At 56.0% G+C, this 22,633-nt stretch carries 27 protein-coding genes and 1 tRNA gene; 10 read left to right on the forward strand and 18 right to left on the reverse strand.

What is annotated here, in order from left to right; all coding sequences use genetic code 11:
• Positions 1 to 43 precede the first annotated feature (43 nt).
• The gene (locus tag PPTH39_RS22920) at positions 44 to 223 is read right to left on the reverse strand and encodes a DUF1127 domain-containing protein (RefSeq protein ID WP_095002247.1); all 180 of its coding nucleotides are present in this window, start codon (positions 221 to 223) and stop codon (positions 44 to 46) included.
• Positions 224 to 319: 96 nt separating this feature from the next.
• Here PPTH39_RS22920 and PPTH39_RS22925 point away from each other — a divergent pair, with 96 nt between their 5' ends.
• Complete coding sequence (locus PPTH39_RS22925; RefSeq protein ID WP_095002248.1) at positions 320 to 1,177, forward strand: LysR substrate-binding domain-containing protein; 858 nt, start codon at positions 320 to 322, stop codon at positions 1,175 to 1,177.
• On the opposite strand, the gene PPTH39_RS22930 is transcribed toward PPTH39_RS22925, so the two are convergent.
• The 3 genes from PPTH39_RS22930 to earP form a co-directional block, all read right to left on the reverse strand.
• Complete coding sequence (locus PPTH39_RS22930; protein ID WP_198417425.1) at positions 1,167 to 1,916, reverse strand: sulfite exporter TauE/SafE family protein; 750 nt, start codon at positions 1,914 to 1,916, stop codon at positions 1,167 to 1,169. The two genes, PPTH39_RS22925 and PPTH39_RS22930, sit on opposite strands and share 11 nt — an antisense overlap.
• Positions 1,917 to 2,055: 139 nt before the next feature.
• A complete protein-coding gene (locus tag PPTH39_RS22935; RefSeq protein ID WP_016780001.1) occupies positions 2,056 to 2,628 on the reverse strand; it encodes an elongation factor P in 573 nt (190 codons plus the stop codon).
• Between the two features lie 49 nt (positions 2,629 to 2,677).
• Positions 2,678 to 3,811, reverse strand: coding sequence for an elongation factor P maturation arginine rhamnosyltransferase EarP (gene earP, locus PPTH39_RS22940; RefSeq protein ID WP_130872520.1), 1,134 nt, complete (start codon positions 3,809 to 3,811; stop codon positions 2,678 to 2,680).
• Positions 3,812 to 3,936: 125 nt separating this feature from the next.
• Here earP and PPTH39_RS22945 point away from each other — a divergent pair, with 125 nt between their 5' ends.
• Entirely contained in the window at positions 3,937 to 4,419 is a 483-nt protein-coding gene (locus PPTH39_RS22945; RefSeq protein WP_095002250.1) for a GreA/GreB family elongation factor, read from the forward strand.
• A 109-nt stretch (positions 4,420 to 4,528) separates the two neighbouring features.
• Here the strand turns inward: PPTH39_RS22945 and PPTH39_RS22950 are convergent, their stop codons facing one another.
• Positions 4,529 to 4,783 carry a hypothetical protein gene (locus PPTH39_RS22950; RefSeq protein WP_095002251.1) on the reverse strand — a complete coding sequence of 85 codons (255 nt, stop codon included), beginning with the start codon at positions 4,781 to 4,783 and terminating at the stop codon, positions 4,529 to 4,531.
• A 166-nt stretch (positions 4,784 to 4,949) separates the two neighbouring features.
• On the opposite strand from PPTH39_RS22950, the gene PPTH39_RS22955 reads away from it, so the two are divergent.
• From PPTH39_RS22955 to PPTH39_RS22965, 3 genes are all read left to right on the forward strand, one after another.
• Positions 4,950 to 5,267, forward strand: a complete 318-nt coding sequence (locus tag PPTH39_RS22955) for an ElaB/YgaM/YqjD family protein (RefSeq protein WP_095002252.1) — start codon at positions 4,950 to 4,952, stop codon at positions 5,265 to 5,267.
• Positions 5,268 to 5,415: 148 nt separating this feature from the next.
• Positions 5,416 to 6,618: an MFS transporter gene (locus PPTH39_RS22960; protein ID WP_095002253.1), complete on the forward strand. Its 1,203-nt coding sequence runs from the start codon at positions 5,416 to 5,418 to the stop codon at positions 6,616 to 6,618.
• A gap of 76 nt (positions 6,619 to 6,694) precedes the next feature.
• The gene (locus tag PPTH39_RS22965) at positions 6,695 to 6,991 is read left to right on the forward strand and encodes a DUF6388 family protein (RefSeq protein WP_016779995.1); all 297 of its coding nucleotides are present in this window, start codon (positions 6,695 to 6,697) and stop codon (positions 6,989 to 6,991) included.
• A 63-nt stretch (positions 6,992 to 7,054) separates the two neighbouring features.
• Here PPTH39_RS22965 and PPTH39_RS22970 read toward each other — a convergent pair whose 3' ends face one another.
• The gene (locus PPTH39_RS22970) at positions 7,055 to 7,573 is read right to left on the reverse strand and encodes a DUF4142 domain-containing protein (protein WP_130872521.1); all 519 of its coding nucleotides are present in this window, start codon (positions 7,571 to 7,573) and stop codon (positions 7,055 to 7,057) included.
• 169 nt (positions 7,574 to 7,742) lie between these two features.
• On the opposite strand from PPTH39_RS22970, the gene PPTH39_RS22975 reads away from it, so the two are divergent.
• Both PPTH39_RS22975 and PPTH39_RS22980 read left to right on the forward strand, forming a co-directional pair.
• On the forward strand, positions 7,743 to 8,078 hold the full coding sequence (locus PPTH39_RS22975) for a hypothetical protein (protein WP_130872522.1): 336 nt from the start codon (positions 7,743 to 7,745) through the stop codon (positions 8,076 to 8,078).
• Positions 8,079 to 8,523: 445 nt separating this feature from the next.
• Complete coding sequence (locus PPTH39_RS22980) at positions 8,524 to 9,579, forward strand: fatty acid desaturase (protein WP_095002256.1); 1,056 nt, start codon at positions 8,524 to 8,526, stop codon at positions 9,577 to 9,579.
• Positions 9,580 to 9,933: 354 nt separating this feature from the next.
• Here the strand turns inward: PPTH39_RS22980 and PPTH39_RS22985 are convergent, their stop codons facing one another.
• Positions 9,934 to 10,479: a hypothetical protein gene (locus PPTH39_RS22985; RefSeq protein WP_130872523.1), complete on the reverse strand. Its 546-nt coding sequence runs from the start codon at positions 10,477 to 10,479 to the stop codon at positions 9,934 to 9,936.
• Between the two features lie 978 nt (positions 10,480 to 11,457).
• Positions 11,458 to 11,547, reverse strand: a tRNA-Ser gene (locus tag PPTH39_RS22990).
• A 307-nt stretch (positions 11,548 to 11,854) separates the two neighbouring features.
• Between PPTH39_RS22990 and PPTH39_RS22995 the strand changes: the two genes are divergently transcribed.
• From PPTH39_RS22995 to PPTH39_RS23005, 3 genes are all read left to right on the forward strand, one after another.
• Positions 11,855 to 12,544 carry a crotonase/enoyl-CoA hydratase family protein gene (locus PPTH39_RS22995; RefSeq protein ID WP_130872524.1) on the forward strand — a complete coding sequence of 230 codons (690 nt, stop codon included), beginning with the start codon at positions 11,855 to 11,857 and terminating at the stop codon, positions 12,542 to 12,544.
• A gap of 222 nt (positions 12,545 to 12,766) precedes the next feature.
• Entirely contained in the window at positions 12,767 to 13,549 is a 783-nt protein-coding gene (locus PPTH39_RS23000) for a lysophospholipid acyltransferase family protein (protein ID WP_095002261.1), read from the forward strand.
• Between the two features lie 83 nt (positions 13,550 to 13,632).
• Positions 13,633 to 14,604, forward strand: coding sequence for a magnesium and cobalt transport protein CorA (locus PPTH39_RS23005; RefSeq protein ID WP_095002262.1), 972 nt, complete (start codon positions 13,633 to 13,635; stop codon positions 14,602 to 14,604).
• Positions 14,605 to 14,717: 113 nt separating this feature from the next.
• On the opposite strand, the gene PPTH39_RS23010 is transcribed toward PPTH39_RS23005, so the two are convergent.
• The 10 genes from PPTH39_RS23010 to PPTH39_RS23055 form a co-directional block, all read right to left on the reverse strand.
• Entirely contained in the window at positions 14,718 to 15,440 is a 723-nt protein-coding gene (locus tag PPTH39_RS23010; RefSeq protein WP_095025161.1) for an amidotransferase, read from the reverse strand.
• A 623-nt stretch (positions 15,441 to 16,063) separates the two neighbouring features.
• Positions 16,064 to 16,405: a ribonuclease E inhibitor RraB gene (locus tag PPTH39_RS23015; protein ID WP_016779973.1), complete on the reverse strand. Its 342-nt coding sequence runs from the start codon at positions 16,403 to 16,405 to the stop codon at positions 16,064 to 16,066.
• A 265-nt stretch (positions 16,406 to 16,670) separates the two neighbouring features.
• Entirely contained in the window at positions 16,671 to 17,279 is a 609-nt protein-coding gene (locus PPTH39_RS23020) for an START domain-containing protein (RefSeq protein ID WP_095020313.1), read from the reverse strand.
• Positions 17,280 to 17,326: 47 nt separating this feature from the next.
• On the reverse strand, positions 17,327 to 17,581 hold the full coding sequence (locus PPTH39_RS23025; protein WP_016779971.1) for a YkgJ family cysteine cluster protein: 255 nt from the start codon (positions 17,579 to 17,581) through the stop codon (positions 17,327 to 17,329).
• A gap of 153 nt (positions 17,582 to 17,734) precedes the next feature.
• The gene (locus PPTH39_RS23030; RefSeq protein ID WP_198417423.1) at positions 17,735 to 18,208 is read right to left on the reverse strand and encodes a translation initiation factor 2; all 474 of its coding nucleotides are present in this window, start codon (positions 18,206 to 18,208) and stop codon (positions 17,735 to 17,737) included.
• 71 nt (positions 18,209 to 18,279) lie between these two features.
• The gene (locus tag PPTH39_RS23035) at positions 18,280 to 19,749 is read right to left on the reverse strand and encodes an aminotransferase-like domain-containing protein (RefSeq protein ID WP_095002266.1); all 1,470 of its coding nucleotides are present in this window, start codon (positions 19,747 to 19,749) and stop codon (positions 18,280 to 18,282) included.
• Positions 19,750 to 19,996: 247 nt separating this feature from the next.
• Positions 19,997 to 20,803 (reverse strand): OmpA family protein, encoded by an 807-nt coding sequence (locus PPTH39_RS23040; protein WP_095002267.1) that lies wholly within the window; start codon positions 20,801 to 20,803, stop codon positions 19,997 to 19,999.
• Positions 20,800 to 21,156, reverse strand: coding sequence for a DUF4398 domain-containing protein (locus PPTH39_RS23045; protein WP_095002268.1), 357 nt, complete (start codon positions 21,154 to 21,156; stop codon positions 20,800 to 20,802). The genes PPTH39_RS23040 and PPTH39_RS23045 overlap by 4 nt, the downstream gene beginning before the upstream one ends.
• Positions 21,157 to 21,165: 9 nt before the next feature.
• Entirely contained in the window at positions 21,166 to 21,984 is an 819-nt protein-coding gene (locus PPTH39_RS23050) for a substrate-binding periplasmic protein (RefSeq protein ID WP_095002269.1), read from the reverse strand.
• Positions 21,985 to 22,120: 136 nt separating this feature from the next.
• Positions 22,121 to 22,633, reverse strand: a 513-nt coding sequence (locus PPTH39_RS23055) for an electron transfer flavoprotein subunit alpha/FixB family protein (RefSeq protein WP_198417424.1), incomplete at its 5' end; no start/stop codon positions are given.

A 22,633-nucleotide genomic window follows, 5' to 3' on the forward strand; every position in this document is an offset into this window, starting at 1 on the left:
CTTAGGGTGAGGGCTGGGGTGAGGGGCAGCAAACACCCCGCCCTCACCTGTTAAACGGATCATCCCAAAAAGCCCGATGGCTTTCGGCCTCGATATCCGCCCTGCTCAACCCAAGGTCCTTGAGCGCCGCATCACTGATCTGCCGCAAGCACGCCCGCTCCCGCGACAGTTGATACCAGCGCGAAATCCGGGCAATCCACACTACGCCTATTTGACCTTTCATCACTTGAGCCCTCCTGTGGTATGGCTCAAGTGTCTGCGTGGGCATAAGATCAATCCAACGAATGTTTCTTATGCGATACATCTGCGAGATTGATCAATGGCTGAATTTCCCAGCATCGACACCGACCTGCTGCGCACCTTTGCCGCCATCGCCGATCACGGCGGCTTCACCCGCGCCGCCGAAGCGGTCAATCGCACCCAGTCGGCGGTCAGCATGCAGATGAAGCGCCTGGAAGAAGACGTGCTGCAATGTGCGCTGTTCCAGCGCGAAGGGCGCACTGTCAGCCTGACCCAGGAAGGCGTGGTGCTGCTCGGCTATGCCCGGCGCATCCTCAAGCTGCACAGCGAAGTGTTCAACACCCTGCGCCAACCACAGATGGTGGGCACGGTGAAGATAGGTTCGCCGGATGATTACGTGATGCGTTTTTTGCCCGGCGTATTGTCGCGCTTTGCCCAGGACTACCCGCTGATCAACGTCGAGGTACATTGCGAGCCGTCATCCCAGCTGTTGCAGCGTAATGATCTGGACCTGACGATCGTGACCCGCAAACCCGGTACCGAAATGGGCCAGATCCTGCGCCAGGAACGCTTTGTCTGGATGGTGGCCCAAGGCTTTTCGCCCCATGAACAAACACCCCTGCCCCTGGCAATGTTCAATACCGACTGTTTTTGCCGGACCTGGGCCTGTAATGCCCTGGATATTCAACAACGTGAATACCGGGTTGCCTACACCAGTGCCAGCCTCGCGGCGATCAACGCCGTGGTCAGCACCGGGCTCGCCGTCACCGCCCAGCTACAAAGCCTGCTGACGCCCGATCTGCGCATCATCGGCGCGGCCGAGAACCTGCCGGAGCTTCCCTCAGCCAGTATTGTGCTGTTACGCAAAGCCAACAGCGCGTCGTCACCGATCATTGAGTGCTTTGCCGAATACATCGTCGAAGGCTTCAAGCTTTGAGCGCCAGCAACCCCGCGCACAGCAGCAAGAAAGCACAATACAGGCCGCGCAACAGGCGCTCCGGCAAAGCGTGAGCCAGCCTGACACCCCAACTGATGCTTAACAGCCCACCAATGGCCATCGGCACGCCCATGGCCCAGTTGACCTCGTCATGCACTGCATACGTCAGCAAAGTCACCGCCGTACTTGGCGCAGCAAGGGCCAGTGACAGGCCCTGGACCACAACTTGAGTGGTGCCGAACACACTGGTCAGCACGGGCGCCGCCACCACGGCGCCACCGACACCAAACAGCCCGCCGGTCGTGCCTGCCACGGCACCCAGCACCCCGAACCACGGCCAGCCATAGCGTGAACCGGCCACAGGCGGGGCTGGCGAGGTGTACATTTTGATCAGGTTATAGAGGGTGATCGCCAGCAAAAAGACGATAAAGCCCCAGCGAATGATCCGCGCATCCACGCCAACGGCGAGCATCGCGCCCAACCAGGCGAAGCAAAAACTCATCAGCACCAGCGGCAATGCCTGACGCAAATTGATCCTGTTGCGTTGCTGATAGCGGTACAACGCCAAGAACACATTGGGCACCGACATGGCCAGGGCCGTGCCTTGCGCCAATTGCTGGTCCAGACCGAACCACAACCCCAATACCGGGATCGCGATCAGACCGCCTCCAATTCCGAACAACCCGCCCAGCGCCCCCATGGCGATACCCAAGGCTGCATACATTACAAAATCGATCAGCATTACCACCCCTCGTTGTGAGCACCCATGCTAACCAGTCCCCGGCGCCGGGCAAAGCGCAGAACCGGGGCTTTTTCATCGAGCAAAAAAAAGCCCGGCATCAAGGCCGGGCTTTTTCATCGTGCGGTTAACGCAAGGTTTAAACCTTGGCGCGGCCCTTGTAGGAACCACCGTCACGGGTATCGATTTCGATCCAGTCACCGATTTCAACGAAATCAGCAACGCTCAGCTCGGTACCGTTTTTCAGTTTGGCAGGCTTCATCACCTTGCCCGAAGTGTCGCCGCGAGCGGAACCTTCGGTGTAGTCAACCTGACGCACGATAGTGGTCGGCAGCTCTACGGATACCAGACGGTCTTCGAAGAAGATCGCTTCGCAAACGTCGGTCATGCCTTCTTCAACGAATGGCAGAACGGCTTCGATGTCTTCAGCGTTCAGCTCGTACATGGTGTAGTCAGTGGTGTCCATGAACGTGTAGGTGTCGCCGCTGATGAAGGACAGGGTAGCTTCTTTGCGATCCAGGATCACGTCTTCCAGCTTGTCGTCAGCGCTGTATACGATTTCGGTCTTGTAGCCAGTCAGCAGGTTTTTCAGCTTGGTCTTCATGATCGCGCTGTTACGACCGGACTTGGTGAATTCAGCTTTCTGAACCAACCAAGGGTCGTTTTCGAGCTTGATGACTGTACCGGGTTTAAGCTCTTTACCAGTTTTCATTACGAATATCCGAATTTGGATTGAGATTTACAAAAATCTAGGTCGCGTATCATATCCAATTTCTATAAAACAGTACTAGCGCTTGCGCAAGATCAGCCTGTAATGACTGTTCCAGACAACACTGTTCAGCGTGTGCAGCGATTTCAGGCCAGCATTGGAGCACCCCATTCCAGCTTTCGCCCATCTCGGCGCCAGCATTCCAGGCATGCCAAAGCCCGGTAACCGCCCGGGCTGCCTGTGGTGAAAGGCCTTTGACGTAGAGGTCGAGGAATGCGTTGAGCTTGACCCAGTGCGCGTCTTCTTCCTGCTCATAGATATGCCACAGCAGGGGGCGCCCCGCCCATTGCGCCCGCACAAACGAGTCTTCACCGCGCACTGCGTTGAAATCACAGCTCCATAACAGGTGGTCGTAATCCTCTTGCCTGACGAACGGCAACGCCTGAACGGTCAACGCCCCGCGCTGTTCGACCGCACCCAGGGGTAACTGCTCAATACCCAGCCACTGCAGCAGATCACCCATGATCCGTCCTTGCGGCACCAGCAGGTGGGTCGGCCCGGCCCCCGCCGCCATTGCATCCAGCCAGCTGGCCAGGCCGGTATTTTCATAGGCAAATAATGAAATCAGCCGCGCATTGTGCGCCGGGCAAACCCCCAGCCCCTGCAAAAATGCCTGCTTGGCCTGCGGGTCCTGCTCAAAGGCGTGGCGGCGCTGCAACAAGTCTGCCTCACGCAACAGCCCGCCAGTACCGGCATCAAACCCCGGAAAGAAAAACATCCGTTTCAAACCGTCAGGCCGCATCGATGGCAGGCCGTGGCAGCCGCTGACCCAGTCTTCGGCACTCAAGTACTCGAGATTGATCCACAACGCCGGTTTTTCGCGAGCCTTCATCGCCTGCAGATAGCCTTCAGGCAGTTTGCAGGCAAAGGCCTCGACCACCACGTCGGCAACCTCCGTCGCCGGCCACTGCGCCGGCCACTGGCAAACCTCAACCCCCTGCTGCCATTGCTGCGCAGCGCCGACATCCGCCTCGGGGCACAACGGCACAAACGCACGCAAGTCATCGACCCACAACCGTACGCCCTGCTGATGCTCGGCCACCAACTGCCGGGCCAGACGCCAGGTCACCCCGATGTCGCCGTAATTATCGACCACGCTGCAAAAAATATCCCAGGAGGCTTTCATACCGGGCTCCAACATTCAAAAGGGGGGATTGTCCGCATAATTGGCTGCGTACAGAAGTCTTGAGGCGGATTAATCTGCGCGGCACTCGTGCGACAATCGACGTTCGTCACTATCAAGCTGCGACCATGAACAAGACTGCTGTGCACCTGCTGATGCTGGAGAAACTCGAAATCGACCTCGATGTCCTCCAGCGCGCGGCGCAAACCGCCTATGAAGCGGCCACCCATGCGGAAAACATCGCCGAGAACAAATACGACACCCTCGGCCTGGAAGCGTCATATCTGGCCACAGGACAGGCACGCCGGGTTGAGGAAATTCGCCAGGCGTTGAAAAACTGCCGGGCCATGACCCTTGCGCCGTACAACCCGGCGCAGGGCATTCAGATCGGAGCGCTGGTCAGGCTGGAAGCCGAAAATGGCAGCGAACAGTGGCTGTTCCTCGCCCCCGATGCCGCCGGGCTCAAGCTCGACCACAGCGGGCAGACGGTCACCGTCATCACCCCGCGCTCACCCCTGGGGGCCGCCTTGCAGGGCAAACAGCTTGATGATGAAGTGCAGATCAATGTGGGCGGTGCGGTACAGGTGTTTAGCGTTTGCGAAACGCTCTAGACAACTGTGGGAGCGGGCTTGCTCGCGATAGTATCGCCCCGGTCACGCAGATAAACCGCGGCAGCTGAATCGCGAGCAAGCCCGCTCCTACCAAAGTTTGATGCATGCCTTACTTGGCAGCAGCCACCATGCGGTTCAACTCACTGCGCACCATGTTGGCGTATTCCGGCGGTGACATGGCGTCCAGTTCCGAGCGCACCCATTCAGCCCACTTGCCCTTGCGCTTGGCACGTTCACCAAACAAACGCGCCGCATCCCCTTTGGCCTTGCCCAGGTTGCTCTGCCAAAGGTCGTACAAACGGGATTTTTCATCTTCAAGCGCTGCACGCTCTGCGAGAGGCTTGTTGGCGAGGTTGAAGCTCATGTGAATTTCCTGCGGTGTTAATTAGGTGACATCTTACACCCTACAAAGAAGTGTCTCAGTCTGGTTTTTGACTACGCTGTCAGCTCAGGCGCAAATCAGATGCAACTTTTTAGCATTGGGTTGACTCCATTACATATCACCCCTTTAACCCGCAAGGAGTACCGCAATGGCTCGAAAAAATGCCGTACAAGCTGAAGATCAAATCAAGGATCAAGCGTTCAGCGAACTGCAAGACCTGATTGCCGAATCTGAAAAACTGCTCAAGGACAGCGTGTCCCTGGTCGGTGAAGAAGGCGAAACCCTGCGTGCCCAGGTGAGCCTCAAGCTCAAGCAGGCACTGGATTCAGTGACCAACGTGCGCGAGCGCACCAAGCCTGTGGTCGACGCCACGGAAAGCTACATCGGTGGCCATCCATGGCAGACCGTGGCCATCTCGGCCGGTTTCGGTCTGGTCGTTGGCCTGCTGCTGGGGCGTCGCAACTAACATCGGCTGCCACTGTTGCCTGCACAGCCCCTGGTGTTTATTGCCAGGGGCTGTGCGGTTTAAAATTTAAAACCGCCGACATATTCAGTGACATTCTCCGCTGACATTCTGATACTTCGTCGCATTCCCCATGCCAACGAGACAGTCAATGTCCACGTCTACTGCTGCAACAAAACCTCTTAGCACCGCCCTGATTCTGCTGATGGCCACCGCCACCGGCCTGGCTGTTGCCAGCAACTATTACGCCCAACCCCTGCTGCACACCATCGCCCAGCAACTGGGCTTGAGCATGGGCAGCGCCGGTACCGTGGTTATCACTGCCCAGCTCAGCTATGGCGCTGGCCTGTTACTGCTGGTGCCGCTGGGTGATCTGTTCGAACAACGCCGACTGATCGTCACCATGACCGTGCTCAGCGCCCTGGGCCTTCTGCTAAGCGCATTTGCCCCTTCGTTGACGTGGCTGTTGATCGGCACGGCACTGACCGGACTGTTTTCGGTATCGGCCCAGGTGCTGGTGCCCATGGCGGCCAGCCTGACCGACCCGCAAAGCCGTGGTCGGGTCGTTGGGACACTGATGAGTGGCCTGTTGCTGGGCATTTTGCTGGCCCGCACCGTAGCGGGCGCGCTGTCATCGGCAGGTGACTGGCGCACCATTTACCTGGTGGCTGCCGCCTTGATGCTGATCAGTGCCATCTCGCTGTATTGCGCCCTGCCCAACCACCATCAAAGCGCCGGGCTGAGCTACCCAAAACTGCTGAAGTCGGTGTTTACTCTGTTTATCGAAGAACCCGTACTGCGCCTGCGCGCCCTGCTGGGCCTGCTGACCTTCTCGCTGTTCGCCCTGTTCTGGACCCCCCTGGCCTTTTTGCTGGCGGTACCACCCTACAGCTACTCGGACGCGGTGATCGGTCTGTTCGGCCTGGCCGGCGCCGTCGGTGCGGTAGCGGCCAACTGGGCCGGACGCATGGCTGATCGCGGCAAGGGGCAACAGGCCACCACCGCTGGCCTGCTGGTGCTACTGGCCTGCTGGCTGCCCATGGCATTTGCCGGGCATTCATTGGTGGCTTTGCTGATCGGTGTGCTGGCCCTGGATTTTGCCGTGCAACTGGTCCATGTGAGCAACCAGAACGCGGTGTTCAAAGTCCGCCCGGCAGCCCGCAACCGCCTGAATGCTGGCTACATCACCTGTTATTTCATTGGCGGCGCACTGGGTTCACTGGTAGGTGCGCAGACCTACCCGGCCTATGGCTGGGACGGTATTGTCGTGGTCGGCGCCGTGGTCGCGACACTGGCATTGGCGGTATGGGGCTACAGCCTGCAGCGCGAAAGCAAGCTGCAACCGGTGGGCTAAGCAGCTATATGGCACTTTTCATCGTAATGCGAACTCGCTAGCATGCGAAAAATGCCCTGACCATCCGAGACGCCATATGATCCCTAAAGAATCCCGTAACGAACTGGCCCTGGATACTTTTATCAAGGCGCACCCTGAACTGATCGAAGAAATGAAAGAGCTGAGCGCCGAGGACCGCCAGCAACAGATTTTGTGGGCCTTTGAGGACGAAGCCGAAAGCCGCGGCCTGGAAGCCTGGGAACTGGCCCTGGAACTGATCGCCCGCTCCCCCGAAGAACTCAAGAGCATGCGCCTTGAAGTGCATCAGGAAGTCGCCGAAGCCCTGGACATGAGCTGGGAAGAGTACTGCGGGTTCAACGAAATCGCGGTCTGAGCCACGCCACGTTGCATAAAACGCCCGGTCGATCACTCACCGGGCGTTTTTGCACTTAAAGGATCAGGACTTGTGGTGGGCATCCACCAGTTTTTGCGCCATCAGCAGATGCATTTCCAGCTTGGGCAGATACTTTTCGGCAAACGCCTGCAACTCCGGTGACTCGGGATTTTGCGCCTGCTCCTTGTACAACTCGATGGCCTGTTCATGGGCCTTGACCTGATTGGCCGCATAGGCCGCGTCGAACGAATCGCCCTCCTGCACTTGCAGCATCAGCTTTTTCGCCTTGTCGAGTATCTGCTCATCGCTGGACACCTGCAGGCCCAGTCGGCTGGCAAGATCCTTCAAATCCCGATTGGCATTGGTATGGTCCTTGATGGCTTCCACGGCATAGCTTTCTATGTCCGTCGAAGAGGTTTTACTGATCGCCATACGGCTGGTCTCGATCTCCGCAATCCCTGCTGCATGAGCCTCATCAACAAAGTCTGCCGGACTGGCTGCGACTGCTGTGGCCGCCACGATCAGGGAGCAGACCAGGGCACAACCTACCACAAAGCGTTTGGGGCCAATCAGGTGTGTCATAACGTCCTCCAGAAAAAGGCAGGTTTATTCCCTGCACAGAATCTGAAGGCACGTGATGGCAAAGGTTTAAATCAAAGCTGTTTTTTCTGACGGATGGCAACTGAAGGCACTTCAGCGAACCCTGAGCCATACTGTCCAGCAACACTTTGCGCCAAACAGGAGAAGCCATATGGACGCCTTCAGGGCCATGCTCGACAACTGGGAGTCCAGATCTCAGGAGTCCAGTGAGCGGGTTGAATACAACCTTTCACTACACAAGCGTGATTTGGTCAAAATCAAGGCTTTCGCCCAAGCCTACGGGCTGGATGAAGCCACCATTACCCAAAGCCTGATTCATTGCGCGCTTGAGCAAGCAGAGCAGGCCATGCCCTATGTGAAGGGCTCTGAGGTCATCAGGATTGAAGAAGGTGAAGAGATTTATGCCGATGCCGGCAAAACCCCAGCATTCGTGAAAGCGGAACAAGCAATTTCCAGAGAACTGGACCTGAACAGTCCGCCTTCCTGAATCAAGTCTTGGGCCGTGACCGGGTAGCGCTGCGCCCGGGGGCACCGGCAGGTGGCGTGTACTGCCGGGCCTGCGCGCAGCCCGCATTCAGCAACAGCACGCCAAAGGGGGAGCAGCCTTATCATCGTCTAAATCCATTTGAGCTCGAATGGGAGCGTTCAATGGCACTACCGGGTAGTAATCCTTCAATCCCGGCGCCACACGACCGAGCATTCGCAACAATTCGGTTCAGGCCAGTTACATAATATCAAACGTTAGTTTTCAGGCCGATATTTAACCCGACGCAAAAGTTAACCCCGCGCCACAAAGTTATTGTCCGACAATATAACGATATATATCCGCTCGTCCGACCAAACCGCCATAAAAACATTAAAACTTGCCCAATAAAATAAATGTGCTTTTCTAGTGAAGCGATCCCAACCCATCGTCTTCAAAGGATGAAGTGATGAACACTGACTCTCGAGCACCCAGTACGACTTTGCCAAAAACCGAGCAGGATTTAATTAACGACGTTACTCAAAAAATCACACAGCACAGTAATGAGCTACGTAAACGCTATCGCGTACTGGGTTTCCAGAATGCCATAGGCGCCAGCGTGATGGCTGTTTCTGTAACTGGCATGATAATAACGGGCACACTGTATATAAAAGGGCTTATTCCCGGCTGGCTTTGTATTGTAATCAATGCGTTGTTGACGTCATTTATTCATGAACTTGAACACGACTTGATTCATCGCCTGTATTTCAGAAAACACCCCGTGGCGCACAACCTGATGATGCTGCTGTGCTGGATAGCCCGCCCCGGTATGCCCAGCCCCTGGTTACGGCGTGAACTGCACTTTCATCATCACAAAGAATCCGGCACCCACACCGATGTTGAAGCCTGGATTACCACCAGCGGCAGCAAGTGGGGGGCCAAGCGCTTTTTAAAACTCATCGACGGTTTTGTCTTTGGCATTGTCAATGCCCTGTTCGCACCGACCTGGCAAGAAAAAATCAGGTTGACCGTCAAGGTGCTTCGGTTGAATGCGCCCATGGGGCTTCTGTACTGGGGCTGCTGGTATATATTCCTGGGTTACCACCTCTACACATGGGTGAACTCGCTGATGGGCCTCACCGTTGAGCTCTCTGCTGCCGCATCACTGCTGATACAGGTGGTCAATGCTGCAGTGGTGATTATCGTCGCGCCCAATATCATCCGTCAGTTCTGCCTGTTTTTTATCAGCTCCAACATTCACTATTTCGGCGACGTCATGCCACGCAATCCCTTGCAGCAAACCCAGGTCATGAACCGGTGGTGGCTGTGGCCATTCCAGTTGTTTTGCTTCAACTTCGGGAGCACCCATTGCATTCATCACTTTGTGGTCAAGGACCCGTTCTACCTGCGCCAAATGACCGCGCCCTTCGCCCATAAAGTTTTAGCGGACGCCGGTGTCAGGTTTAATGACTTCGGCACCTATAAGCGCTCAAACCGTTACAGCTTTACGCAACCGGAAGCTTAAGCTATCAACCCGCTTCTATTTGTTTGATCTCGCCCTATAAATATCACCTTAGCCAGTGACCTTCAGAACTGGCTAAGCCTTTATCAACCGCACATCCTGTAGGAAATCAGGGGGCTGTGTTGACTTAATGTGGCGGTTAAGGAGGGGTTCGAAACCGTCCATACCCGTTTTTTTCAAATCACGGCCCCCGGCTTATAACGACTGCAGAGGATCTGCTGACTAACGAGCGGCCCCATGGCAGCCCCATGGGGTTGTGTGTCAACTTGTGAGTCTGCTGCCTCATAGGGCATGTGTATTCTTTGCGTTTAGCCCTCGAAAAAAGGCAAGAACCGTAAGCACCTTGCTCATGAACAATTAAAAATAGCTCGGCGGGTTTTTTAAGAAATACTCAGCTTCCTGATTATTCCTTTGATTTATTCTGAGCAGCAAGCTCGGGTGAGCTCCTTTATAGCCTATTGATTCTGCTGCAACAAAACCAGCTGATCTGTAGATGTTGGTTTGTACGTCTTGAAAAAGCATAAACCCTGTAGTTGCTTGTTGTTTCTCATAGCCTTCTAGCAGCATTGACAGGCAGCTTAGGCCATATCCTTTCTTGCGGCTGTTTACCTCTGTAGCTAATGAGCCTATGCCTATCCATGAACTGTTGTTATGCCCCGGGATCACATAGGAAATGGCAGATGATAGGGGCGCCCCGCTGCTATCCCTTAAGATAAACCAGTTGCCTAATCTGTATTTTTCCGATGCGCAGCATATATCAAGGTATTCTTCCGTTTGGAATTCCGCACCCCACGCATCCTTTCCCATCAAAAAAACGTGGGTCATATCATTTTCTTCCGCAGGGCTTAGCGTCATATTATCCCTGTATAGGGGTTTAAGTGGCAGCGGCTTACTCAGCTTCATATGGATTGCATCCCTCCTTTTTATGATGCAAAGGCCAACCTGTTAAATGTCGACTTCAGGCTTGAAATCCATACTAGTATTTGTTTTGCATAGGTCAAGAAGGCTGACGCCAATAGTTGCGCGCTTGATTTTTTCGAATTTCATTGCACTTAATGCTATCGCGCTAATTTGGTGCGGATTTTCGTAGTGTGTAATCGTGCGATTGGTTAGGGTGCAGGCAGGGAACTTATACTTGCGGGAGCACTATAAGAGTGCGTTTTAATTGTGCGCTTACTAGGTGTAAGGTTCCGACATGAGAAGCTGCGGACTCATTGCGAAACAGGCTGGGTTTTCAGTCCAAGCCTCACAGAACACCTTGAGCGGAGTTCAGCCGTGCAAAGCCTTGAGATGCCTGGCAAAGTTGGAAGCCCTCACGAAAGCCAAAACGTGGGCTTTCAGCGCATCAAAACCCAGGTAATGAAACGTCTTAACCGTAGTTCCTATAATCGTACGATTCATTCGCTAGACTTGGCCGCCATTCCAAGAATGGTAAGGCTTGGATAGCCGGTGCTTGATGTTGCTCTTGTAGGGCTTACCGGGCGAGTGACGCGGACTGCATGGATAGGATTCACGCCCGATCAGCACCGGTTTCAAATCAACAGAAACATCTTTATATCTAGCAACGCTGACATCGCCATTGATCATGGCATTGCTGGATCACTAGTCAGCCCCGCACGTGCTGGCACATATCCTTCGTGTCGAACATCCTGAAAACGCCCAGATATCCGTCAGCACTCTGGGACGCGGATCAATGAAGACGACCCGGACGTCGTCAGCATCCTGCAACACGCTCTGAATCTACAGCCAGCGCCCTCCACAATTCAGGGATAAGCACGGGCAAAATTCAGCCGGTATTCCCATACCACCATTTTCCAGACGCCAGAAACCACAAACCCCCGACTTTCTCTAGGAAAATCAGGGGTTTGTGTTTACTTAATGTGGCGGTGAAGGAGAGATTCGAACTCTCGATACAATTTCTTGTATACACACTTTCCAGGCGTGCTCCTTAAGCCACTCGGACACTTCACCGTATCTCTTCAAACAAGTTCTGTCTGTCGAGGCGCGCTAATGTAGTCGAAAGCTTTCGATATGACAAATGTTTTTTTCAGAATTTTCATGTGCTTACGAAAATAGTCCTTTTGGCGGTATGCCACGGGGGGGCGTTTCTGCCAAATTCCGGCACCGCAGCTTTGCCCGTTCAGGCAAAAACCCTGCTCCGCTGCCCTCTATATAGAAGGTGCAGGCCAATTGCATGACTCACCGGTCAGTCATGGCCCTTTACCTGGGCCACGGGGCTGGGTAACGTCTGCCCCACTTCATAACAAGGATTTGCGCCATGAGTGACTTGATTGCCTATCACCTGGAAGACGGTATCGCCACGCTGACCTTGAGCAATGGCAAGGTCAATGCCATCTCCCCGGATGTGATCACTGCGTTTAATGCCGCCCTGGACCAGGCCGAGCAGGATCGCGCTGTAGTCATCATTACCGGGCAACCAGGCATTCTCTCTGGCGGCTATGACTTGAAGGTGATGACCGCCAGCCCCGAGCAAGCCATTGAGCTGGTCAGACAGGGCTCGACCCTCGCTCGTCGCCTGTTGGCGCATCCGTTCCCGGTGGTGATTGCCTGTTCCGGCCACGCGGTGGCCAAGGGCGCATTTCTGCTGTTGTCGGTGGATTACCGTATCGGCGTGGAAGGCCCGTTCAGCATCGGCCTGAACGAAGTGCAGATAGGCATGACCATGCACCATGCCGGTATTGAGCTGGCCCGCGACCGGCTGCGCAAATCGGCATTCCACCGCTCGGTTATCAACGGTGAGATGTTCACCCCGCTCACCGCAGTTGACGCAGGCTTCCTCGACAAGGTGGTCAAGCCTGATGAGCTGCAAGCCGCAGCCCTGGAAGCCGCCCGCCAGTTGAAGAAGATCAATATGAGGGCCCACAGGAACACCAAGTTCAAGGTGCGCAAGGAGCTGCTGGAAACGCTGGACAAGGCAATTGAAGAAGACCAGCACCACCCGCTCTGACCCTCCCCCCCTGAAATACCGGTCCCGACCGCAACCTGCGGTCGGGATTGTGCCTGCCTGACGTCCCCCTGCAATCATTCTCAAACTGCTCTGGCCCGCCTCTTACAAAGCTCGTTGAAACAAATGCTAAAACTTCAGCTATCTCCTACTTGTATCGGGGTAATTGCTGAAGACAGTGCACATCCGTACACTGCGCCGACTTTTGTTTTGGCGAGCCTGTAAATGCTACTTTCGATGCGTATGTTGTTGATGTGTCTGCATTTTATGCTTGCAGGCGTACTGGGTGTAATACTGGGCATGTGCCGTCCCTTCAATCCGGACAACAGCCGCCTGTGCGCGCGCCTGTATGCCTGGCCGTCCCGCTGGATCCTGGGCTACAGACTCAAGGCCGAGGTCGGACCGCTGATGGACAAGCCGCAAAGCTGTGTGGTGATTGCCAATCATCAGTCCAACTACGACCTGTTTATATTCGGCAACGTGGTACCGCGCCGCACTGTGTGCATCGGCAAAAAAAGCCTTAAGTGGGTGCCTCTGTTCGGCCAGCTGTTCTGGTTGGCGGGCAATGTGCTGATCGATCGGGGCAATGCCCAGAAAGCCCGCAAGTCGATGCTGACGACTACCCGCACCCTGCAAGAGAAAGACACGTCCATCTGGGTATTCCCGGAAGGCACGCGCAATTTCGGCAAAACCCTGCTGCCTTTCAAGAAGGGCGCATTCCAGATGGCAATCACTGCCGGGGTGCCGATCGTACCGGTGTGCGTTAGCACTTATAGCCAGCACCTGCAGCTCAACCGCTGGCACAGTGCCGATATCCAGATCCGTTCACTGCCTGCCATCCCGACAGCCGGCCTGACCCTGAATGACATCCCGCAGTTGATGGAACAGTGCCACGAGCAGATGCGTGAATGCATTGAAGCCATGGACCGGGAACTGCTGAGCCAGAAAAACATTCACTTGCCCCCCCTGTCCAAGGGCAACTCGACAGTATCCAACCCGAACCACTGAACCTTTGTCGTCTCAAAGTGGCCAATAGCACGCTAAGCTGCATCTTCGTGCCATAACCCTTTGAAGAAGAAGCGATTAGAACTATGGGGAGAGTTGTTGCTGCTGCGGTTTATAACGCAGGCAAGAAAGTCACCAATATCACGCTGGACGAAGGCATTGAGTGGGCGAAAAAGCCTGGTCACTTCGTCTGGATTGGTCTGGAGCAACCCGACGCGCAAGAGCTGGCCAACTTGCAACGCCAGTTCAACCTGCATGAACTGGCCATCGAAGACGCCCTTGAGCAACACAGCCGTCCCAAGCTCGAGACCTTTGGCGATGCGCTGTTTATCGTGATCTATTCGCCGGTTCGCCATGAAGGCAAACTGGAGTTTGTCGAAACCCATATCTTTGCCGGCAACGGCTATATCATCACCAGCCGCAATGGTCATTCAGCCTCTTACAAATCCGTGCGCCAGCGTTGCGAAGCACGGCCGCTGCTGCTGGAGCATGGTGAAGACTTTGTGCTGTATGCCCTGCTCGACTTCGTTACCGAGAGTTATCAGCCTGTCAGCGAAGCCATCCATGCCGAAATCGAGCAGCTCGAACAAAGCATCATGGGCAATGCCCTGAATGAGGCCGACATCGTCCACCTGCATGGCCTGCGCCGAGATGTACTGCGTCTGCGCCGCTATGTGGCGCCCATGGTGGAGATCAGCGAAGAACTGCAGCGCCTGACCTTCCCCTTTATCGACAAGAACATGCGTCCGTATTTTCGTGATGTGCAGATTCACGTCACGCGGCAGATGGAAGACCTCACCAACCTGCGCGATGCCGCTACCCAGACCATTGAGATCGTTGTGCTACTGGAGTCTTCACGCCAGAGCAATGTACAGCGCAAGTTCGCCGCCTGGGCGGCCATCCTGGCGTTCCCCACTGCCGTGGCGGGGATTTACGGGATGAACTTCCAGAACATGCCGGAATTGACCTGGCACTACGGCTATTTCGGTGTGCTGGGGTTTATTGCGGTGGGCGTCACCGGCCTGTGGACCAGCTTCAAACGGTCTGGCTGGCTCTAACCCTCTCACCCTGTGGGAGCGGGCTTGCTCGCGATTCAGACAGCGCGATTGTTCAGCCAAACCGCATCGCTCCAATCGCGAGCAACCTGCTCCCACCTATATCGAGCCGGATATCAGACGATCTGCGGCTTGTGCGACACAAAACGCATCATCCACTCGGCAACGGTGCGGCCATGATGATCCTGGCCCAGGCTGGCGATACCGCTGCTGTAGACCTGCTCGCCCAGATGTTCCTGGCGCAGGTCAAGCAAGGCCCGCGAATAGTCGTGGATAAACTCGGGGTGGCCCTGGAAGCACAGCACCTGATCATTGATGTGGTAGGCGGCAAACGGGCAGAAATCACTGGAAGCAATGACCGTGGCGTTCTCCGGCAAGGCCGTAACCTGGTCCTGATGGCTGATCAACAGCGTCAAGTCCTCGACCACCGGGTTCATCCACGGTGCCTTGGCAGCCAGTTTGTACTGGTGGGTGCCCACGCCCCAGCCTTGAGTGGCGCGCTCGCTCTTGCCACCCAGCAGCAGCGCCAGCAATTGATGGCCAAAGCAAACGCCCAGCAACTTGTCACCGCGCTCGTAGCGGGTCAACAAGTAGGTTTTGAGGGTTTGAATCCACGGATCGGTGCCAAATGAGTCCGCCTTGCTGCCGGTAACCAGGTAAGCATCGAACGTCTGGTCATCAGACGGATATTCGCCATGCATGACATTGAAAACAGTGAACTGTGCCGCGATTGGCTGCGTGGAGAACAGGCGCACAAACATTTGCCCGTAGCCCTGATATTGGTCAACAAACTCTGGACGCAGAATGTCGGTTTCCAGAATGCAGATGCGTAGCGACATAAAAGTACCTGGCACGATAAAGGCGAAAGTAATGATGACAACAGATCCGAGCCTGCCCTGAAAGGGTATTTGATGGCAAGTACTGAACGTAGTAATCACCCTGCAACCCCTGAAAACGGGGGCCTTTTGTAGGACAAAACAGGGCTGCACTGCACTCCCTGACGAACGGTAGGGGGCTAAGAATATGGACACCAAACGGGCCGGTTGCGTCTAGATACGGGTCGGCAGGTCAGGGGTAAAAGACTTAATAGCGTTTTAGAAACTTACTGCACTTGGATGATGTTAAAGGGTTCTAAGCCATGTCTTATGGGGGCTCTAAGGTTAACCCTGTTGCCAGGGCCGCTTTCTTTTCGAGGCATTAATCTCTTGGCGCAGGCATTGTCGTTCAGGAAAAACAAAAAAAGGCAGATAGCCATGTTCAAACATACGAAAGTACGTCAAGCCGGTCTTATCCTCTTTGCTACCACCTTGCTGCTGATCTTGCCGAACCTGACAAAGGTTATCGGTTAGACATGCCAATATGCCGAAGACGTGCGCCCCTGCGCGTCTTCGCGGGCTAAAGTTGCTGGCTATAAAACAGAACGGCCGGCCCTGAGGCCAGCCGAGAAACGATCAAACACCTTTCAATTGAGCAGGCCACGCACCTCCTGCTTCACGCCCCAACCTTCGATAATTCCTCCCAGCGGCACGACTACTGCTTCAAAGTCCTGCTCGAAATCGCCGATGCCCCCATAGGTGGCATACATCACCTTACTCAACTCCAGATGCCATGCACCGTCATCTCGCACATTGATCTGCGCATTCAGGGACTCACCACAAAATTTTTGTGCAGCTCTGCGCGCCCGCTCCTCGTCCGGGAAGATCGCGTAAAACTCGATGGGATGGATACGTGAAAAATCAAAACCGCCTTCTTTCATGCGGCGCAGCACATAGCTGCTGAGGTCTTCTTGATGGGCTGTGCTCATGAAACGTCCTCCTCGCAATGGATAGACATTCAGCGCTCCCCTTCGGCAACAGTCGGGCCGTGACAAGGGAAGAAATAAGCATGTAGCAAACAAGATCAGAGCCAGTCGATTACTTCGCTGGTCTGGTTGCAGAGTAGCTCCAGGGTGCGGGATCTGCCAAGGGGGCAAGCCATGAATTTCAACAGGTTTTTTCGTTTGTCGGAAAAAACCGCGCCCGGTACCCGGACAGATGCGCTGTCCAGGACCCGGCTTGCGCTGCTGTGAGTTACGGCTTTTCAGCGCGCTCTTTCAGCCCTTTGAGGGTATTGAAAGGCGCATCGACCACAAACTTGTTGGCCAACCAGGAAGGCACGCTGCCGCCCGGCTCGGTGTGTACCTGATAGGTCACTTCGGTCAGGTTGTCACCTTTGGGCACCAGCTTCCAGAAGCCGTTGACCTGGGCAACCCGTACAAAGCCCTTTTCTTCCGGGATATAGGTCGGCAGGCCTTTGAGCGTGCGGGTCAGGCTGCCATCTGCGCCTTGGGTAGACGTTACCAGCAGCACCGAATCTCTCGGGGTAACCGGCCACGGTGTTTTGAACTGGGTGTAAGTCCAGCTCTGGTCGCCCTCATGCTTGAGCAGCTTTTGCGACTGGCACTCATGGATCCAGGCACAAGCGCTGGCCACGTCTTCCTGCAACTTGCTGATTTTGGCCAGTGGCGCCTTGATGGTCGTCACGCCCTGGTACGCCTTGTACTGGGAGCCGGCCACCTCACTCAGCGACACCTTGATGCCGTCCTGATCCTTGGCAACCTTCCAGTCTTCAGCCTGAGCCACACCCGCCAGCAGAGCGCTCAAACCACAGATCAATGCCACTTTATGCAACGAACCCATTGTCTTGTTCCTTATTGTTGAAGGTTTGTTCACTGGACACGAACACACTATGCAGCGGTCACCTGCTCCCACCAGCCAATCAGGTTGATGGCCTCTTCCCGATTGCTGCCGCACACCTCGATATCTGCCTTGAAATCACCACACACCGCAGGGCGTTGCGGCTGGCCGAATAAACCGCACAAGTAGTCGACAGAAAGATGCAGGCAGCGTTCCCCGGCAGGCTTGCCATTGGGCATACCGGGCAGCGGTGTACTGATGGAAGGGGCTATGCAGCATGCGCCACAGCCTTCACGGCAATTCATGACGTCAGCTCCTCGTTCGGGGCAAAGTGTGTTGATGACAAGGGATAGTACTCGCTGGAACAGGTGTTTGAAATTGACCGTTCAGCAGAATGTGCCGATAAATGACGGTGACTGATCAGTCAGTTTAGAAGGCTGTTTTACAGCGCTCGACACTTATTGTTTGAACTCGAAATCCAGTGCCGCACCTTCGATTTCATTGTGTCGATATTCATTGCGCAATTGCAGGTCCATTTCATTACTGAGCAAACGCCCATTGAGCTGAAAAGGGCTTTCTTCGACAGACTTTTCGCCAAACATGTTGGGCAGTAACGGTTTGTGCGCAGGCATGGCTACAGTGCCCAAGGGCCGCAGTTGCTTGACCATCTCGGGCGGCAGGCGCAGGTCGAGCTTGGCAGCAGGCAAGGGCTTTTTGGCGATATCATGGGCCGACCGGGATTTTGTGGCGATTGGCTTACGCTTTTTGACCGGCGCTTTTTTCTCGCTGGCGGCAGGTTTTGCCGATGAATGGACAGATTGCGTCTGCGCAGAAGTGGATGCGGGGAGCACCGGATCTGCTGTTGCAACGACTGCATTGAGCGCACTCAAAACACCCATCAACACAAGACTCGCACAATATGTCGCTTTCATAACTCCCACAGCTTTAACGGTTCAGGTGCGTATGCTCGCGCTTTACGCACAGGGGAACAAGGTAATTATAGTCAAAATGCCATACCGGCTATTGCCGAGCCACCATATAGACCTGCAGTTTCCTGGCAGAGCTGGTTGGCAAGCATGCCAAGCGTCATCAGGGCCCGCTCGGCTTCCCGATTCCAGGGCGTGCCGCAGTTTAACCGGATGCAATGATTGAACTGCTCGGTGTTACTGAAAATCAGCCCCGGCGCAATACTGATGCCTTGTTGCAGCGCCCGCACATGCAGCTCCTGGGTATTGACCCGGCCCGGCAAACTGACCCACAGGATAAAACCACCGCTGGGGCGGGACATCTGCGTCCCTTCCGGGAAATGCTGTTGCACTGCCAGCTGAAAAGCACTGAGGTTTTTTCTGTATTCCTGGCGGATATAGCGTAAATGGCGGTCGTAACCGCCATTTTCAAGGTAAGCCGCCACCCCCATTTGGGTCACGCTGCAGGCCGAATGGGTGGTAAAGGTTTGCAGGCGCTGGATTTCCTGCTGAAACTTGCCCGCAATCATCCAGCCGATTCGCACACCGGGTGACAGGGTTTTGGAAAAGCTCGAACAGTAGATCACCCGATCCAGGCGATCAAAGGCCTTCAAGGCCTTGGTGCGCCCGACCTCGAACATCAGTTCGCCATAGATATCATCTTCCACAATCTGGATATCAAAGTCCGAGGCCAGGCGTAGCAGCTGCTTTTGCCGCTCTTCAGGCATGGTCCCACCCAGGGGGTTGCTCAGGCGCGTGGTCAGCACCAATGCCTTGATCGACCATTGGTTGGCGGCCAGTTGCAGGGCTTCAAGGCTCATGCCGGTGGCCGGATCACTGGGGATTTCAATGACTTTCAAACCCAGCAGGTCAGCCAGTTGCAACAAGCCGTAGTACGTTGGCGACTCCGCCGCGATCAGGTCTCCGGGGCGGGTCAGCACCCGTAATGACATTTGCAGGGCATCGACACAGCCGTGGGTGATGATCACTTCAGACGGATCGACCACCACGCCAGCATCGCGCATGCGTATTGCCACCTGGCGGCGCAGGGGTTCGAAGCCGGGGCTGAACATATAGCTGAACGCCCGCGGGCTGTGAAAGCGGGTGACCTTGGCCAGTTGCTGGTGCAAAGCGCGTACAGGCAGGTAATCGACACTGGGCACCGCCGCTCCCAGCGGGAACACACCTTCGCGGCGGGACTCGACCAGGACTTGCTGGATAATGCTGCTGCGGGTGACCAGCCCCGGACGCTCGACACGGGCGATATCCGGAGTGGGTGCGGTAAGTGCCGGGGTCTGGTGCACATAATATCCGGACTGCGGCCGTGCCCGGATCAACCCCTGGTCTTCAAGATTGGCGTAGGCCTGCAACACCGTGGCATGACTGACGTTGAGCTGCGAGCTCATCTTGCGCACCGAAGGCACACGCTCGCCCGGCTGATAAACGCCACGCCGGATATCTTCAGCCAGCTGCTGAGCGATACGTTGGTAAAGCAAAAGGTTGGTCATGGCGCTGCACTCGATGTTCAGGCTTTGTTTTTATGGGGAACAATACCGGAACAGTTTAGAAGTGTACGGGCACAGTTGTCACTTATCTAAGCCGTACAGCGCGAGTGCGGGGGTAACTGTATGGGTGCGGACAATGCAGCTGTGGGAGCGAGATTTGCCCGCGATGGCAGCACCGCGGTACGCCTGGCACACCGAGCCGCTCCAATCGCGAGCAAGCCCGCTCCCACAGTCCAGGCAAATCCCAGTTTTAGCGAGCGGCGCCCAACTGGCCTTTTTCGTCCGAGAAGACGATTTCAACACGACGGTTCTGGGCCCGGCCGCGCTCACTGGCGTTCACATCCACCGGGTACTGGTCGCCATAACCTTCCACCTGGATGCGTTTCTCGTCGATACCCAGGTCGATCAGCACATCCGCCACTGCCTGGGCACGGGCCATGGACAGCTTGAGGTTATCCTCCGTGCCGCCCGTGCTGTCGGTGTAACCCTCAATCCGCACAATGCGCTTGGGGTTGAGTTGCAGAAACTGCACCAGTTTGAGAACCGTGCGGTTGGCCGAATTTTTCAAATCGGCTTCGCCTGTATCAAACAACACGTCACCCAGGGTCATGACCAGGCCACGATCGGTCTGGGTCGTGGCCAGGCTGACGATTTGCTCTTCCAGCCATTGGCCCTGCTGCTGAACGCTTAACAGCTTGGCCTCCCGCAAGGCCAGTTGCAGTCGCTGACGCTCCAGCTCGAGCTTGGCCGCGCGCTCTTCATTCAGCACCTGCTGGGTGTGCTCACGGGCGATTTCGCTGTAACGCTGGCTCAAGTAGGCGTAATGCGCAACGTCATCACCGCTGCCCCAATAGCTGGACAACCGGTCAGCACGCGCCAGGGACTCACCGGAGCGGATCACGTCCTTGGGAGCGATGCGCAATACATTGGTATCTTCCTTGACGGCCTGGAAGTCCGTACCGGCCTGCTGCAAGGCCTGCTGGCTGTTGTGATGGCCGGTGCAACCGCTCAGGCCGATAGCCAGCGCCCCCATGTAAGCTGCGGACTTGAGGCTCATTGCGCCTCCGCCAGTTGTTTGCGCAAGCGCGCGATACGGGTATTGAGCACGTTCAATTGTTCCTGGCTTTTTTGCGTCAGCACACGAGCTTCAGCCAAGCGGGCGTCAAGCTCCGCCTGTTCGGCCTGCATGCGCGCGTCCTTGTAAGATTCATCTGCCATATCGGCCAGCGCTTGGGCCAACTTGTCTTCGGCTTGTTTAAGCTCGGCCAGGTCATCGGCTTTTGCACCCACCGCCTTGGCTTGCTCCAGGGCCTGCTCGGTCAAACGCAATTGTTCATTCGGCGCAGGATCGGCTGCACACCCCGCCAGAGCCACAACGGCCAGGGCAGCGAAAAGAGGTCGAATTGTCACTAGGGATTCCTACTGTTTTGGGGCGCTGAGCGGTTGTTGCAGCTGGGTTTTCCACCGCTCCAGATTGCGTTGCACTACCGCCTCGGTCAGGCCGGAGGCGGGCAATTCTGTCATCTTTTTGGCGAGCTGTCCGCGCAACCACGGCTCATTACAGGCTGAGTCATGGGAAACAGCCAAAAACAGCCCTGGCTGATCGACAGGTTGCGGATGTGCCAGCAAATCATCGGCGATGCCCAGGGTTTGCGCAGTGACCATACCGGCATAACGACCGGCCAGTACATACTCGGCCTGCCCCAGCAGCAGCTTCTGAAAAGCCTGGGTCAACCCGGGCTGGGGCTCCAGGGTCAGTTGATGACGGGCAAACTCATTGAAGGTTTCGCTTAAACGGGCCTTTTCCGAGACCGCGCCCTTGTGCCCATGCAAGTCTGCGGGCGTTTCGTAGATCAGGGGAGAATCTTTGCGCGTCCACACCAGATAATCGTTGCGCACCAGCGGCGGGTGGATGTAATCGAAGGAAGAAAGCCCGGCCACGGTCAGCGGAGCATCGAGCAGCAAGTCCATGCGTCCGGTACGAACCTCGTCATGGGCCTGGGCACGCTTGCCGCCATAGAGCACTTCAACCTTGATCCCCAGCTCGTGGCCAGCCTGCTGGATCAGGTCGGCACTGGCGCCGATCAAATGGGCAGGGTCGGCCGGATCACGCCACAGGTAAGGCGGGGCATCGGGGCTGCCGGTGACGATCAGGCGTTCGCATTTGCCCGCCGCCTCGGACAGCAATGGCAAAAACACCAACCCTGCCAGCAGCCTGCTGATCTGACGCATATCCATACCCTACACTCCCTCCACACAATTGACAGGCATTAAAAAGCCCGGTTACCCGGGCTGTGAAAACAGGCAGGACACTGAGTGCCCTACCCTTCCCCACGCCCCGGTAACCGGGCCCTTTATAAGTGAAGCAACTGGATTAAACCAGTTTCTCCAGCTCAGGCACAGCTTCGAACAAGTCCGCTACCAGGCCGTAATCGGCCACCTGGAAGATCGGTGCTTCTTCGTCCTTGTTGATCGCAACGATCACCTTGGAATCTTTCATCCCGGCCAGATGCTGGATCGCGCCGGAAATACCGACCGCAATGTACAGCTGTGGCGCAACGATTTTACCGGTCTGGCCAACCTGCATGTCGTTGGGTACGAAGCCTGCGTCCACAGCGGCGCGGGATGCGCCAACAGCAGCGCCCAACTTGTCAGCCAGGGTGTACAGCAGCTTGAAGTTGTCACCGTTCTGCATGCCACGGCCGCCAGAAACCACAACCTTGGCTGCGGTCAGCTCAGGACGGTCCGACTTGGCCAGCTCTTCGCCAACAAACGACGAAGTGCCTGCATCGTGAACCGCTGCAACCGCTTCAACCGCTGCCGAACCACCTTGCGCAGCAACCGGGTCGAAACCGGTGGCGCGTACGGTGATCACTTTGACCGGCGC

It is taken from the genome of Pseudomonas bubulae (assembly GCF_900618535.1).
In the GTDB taxonomy this organism is placed as follows: domain Bacteria; phylum Pseudomonadota; class Gammaproteobacteria; order Pseudomonadales; family Pseudomonadaceae; genus Aquipseudomonas; species Aquipseudomonas bubulae.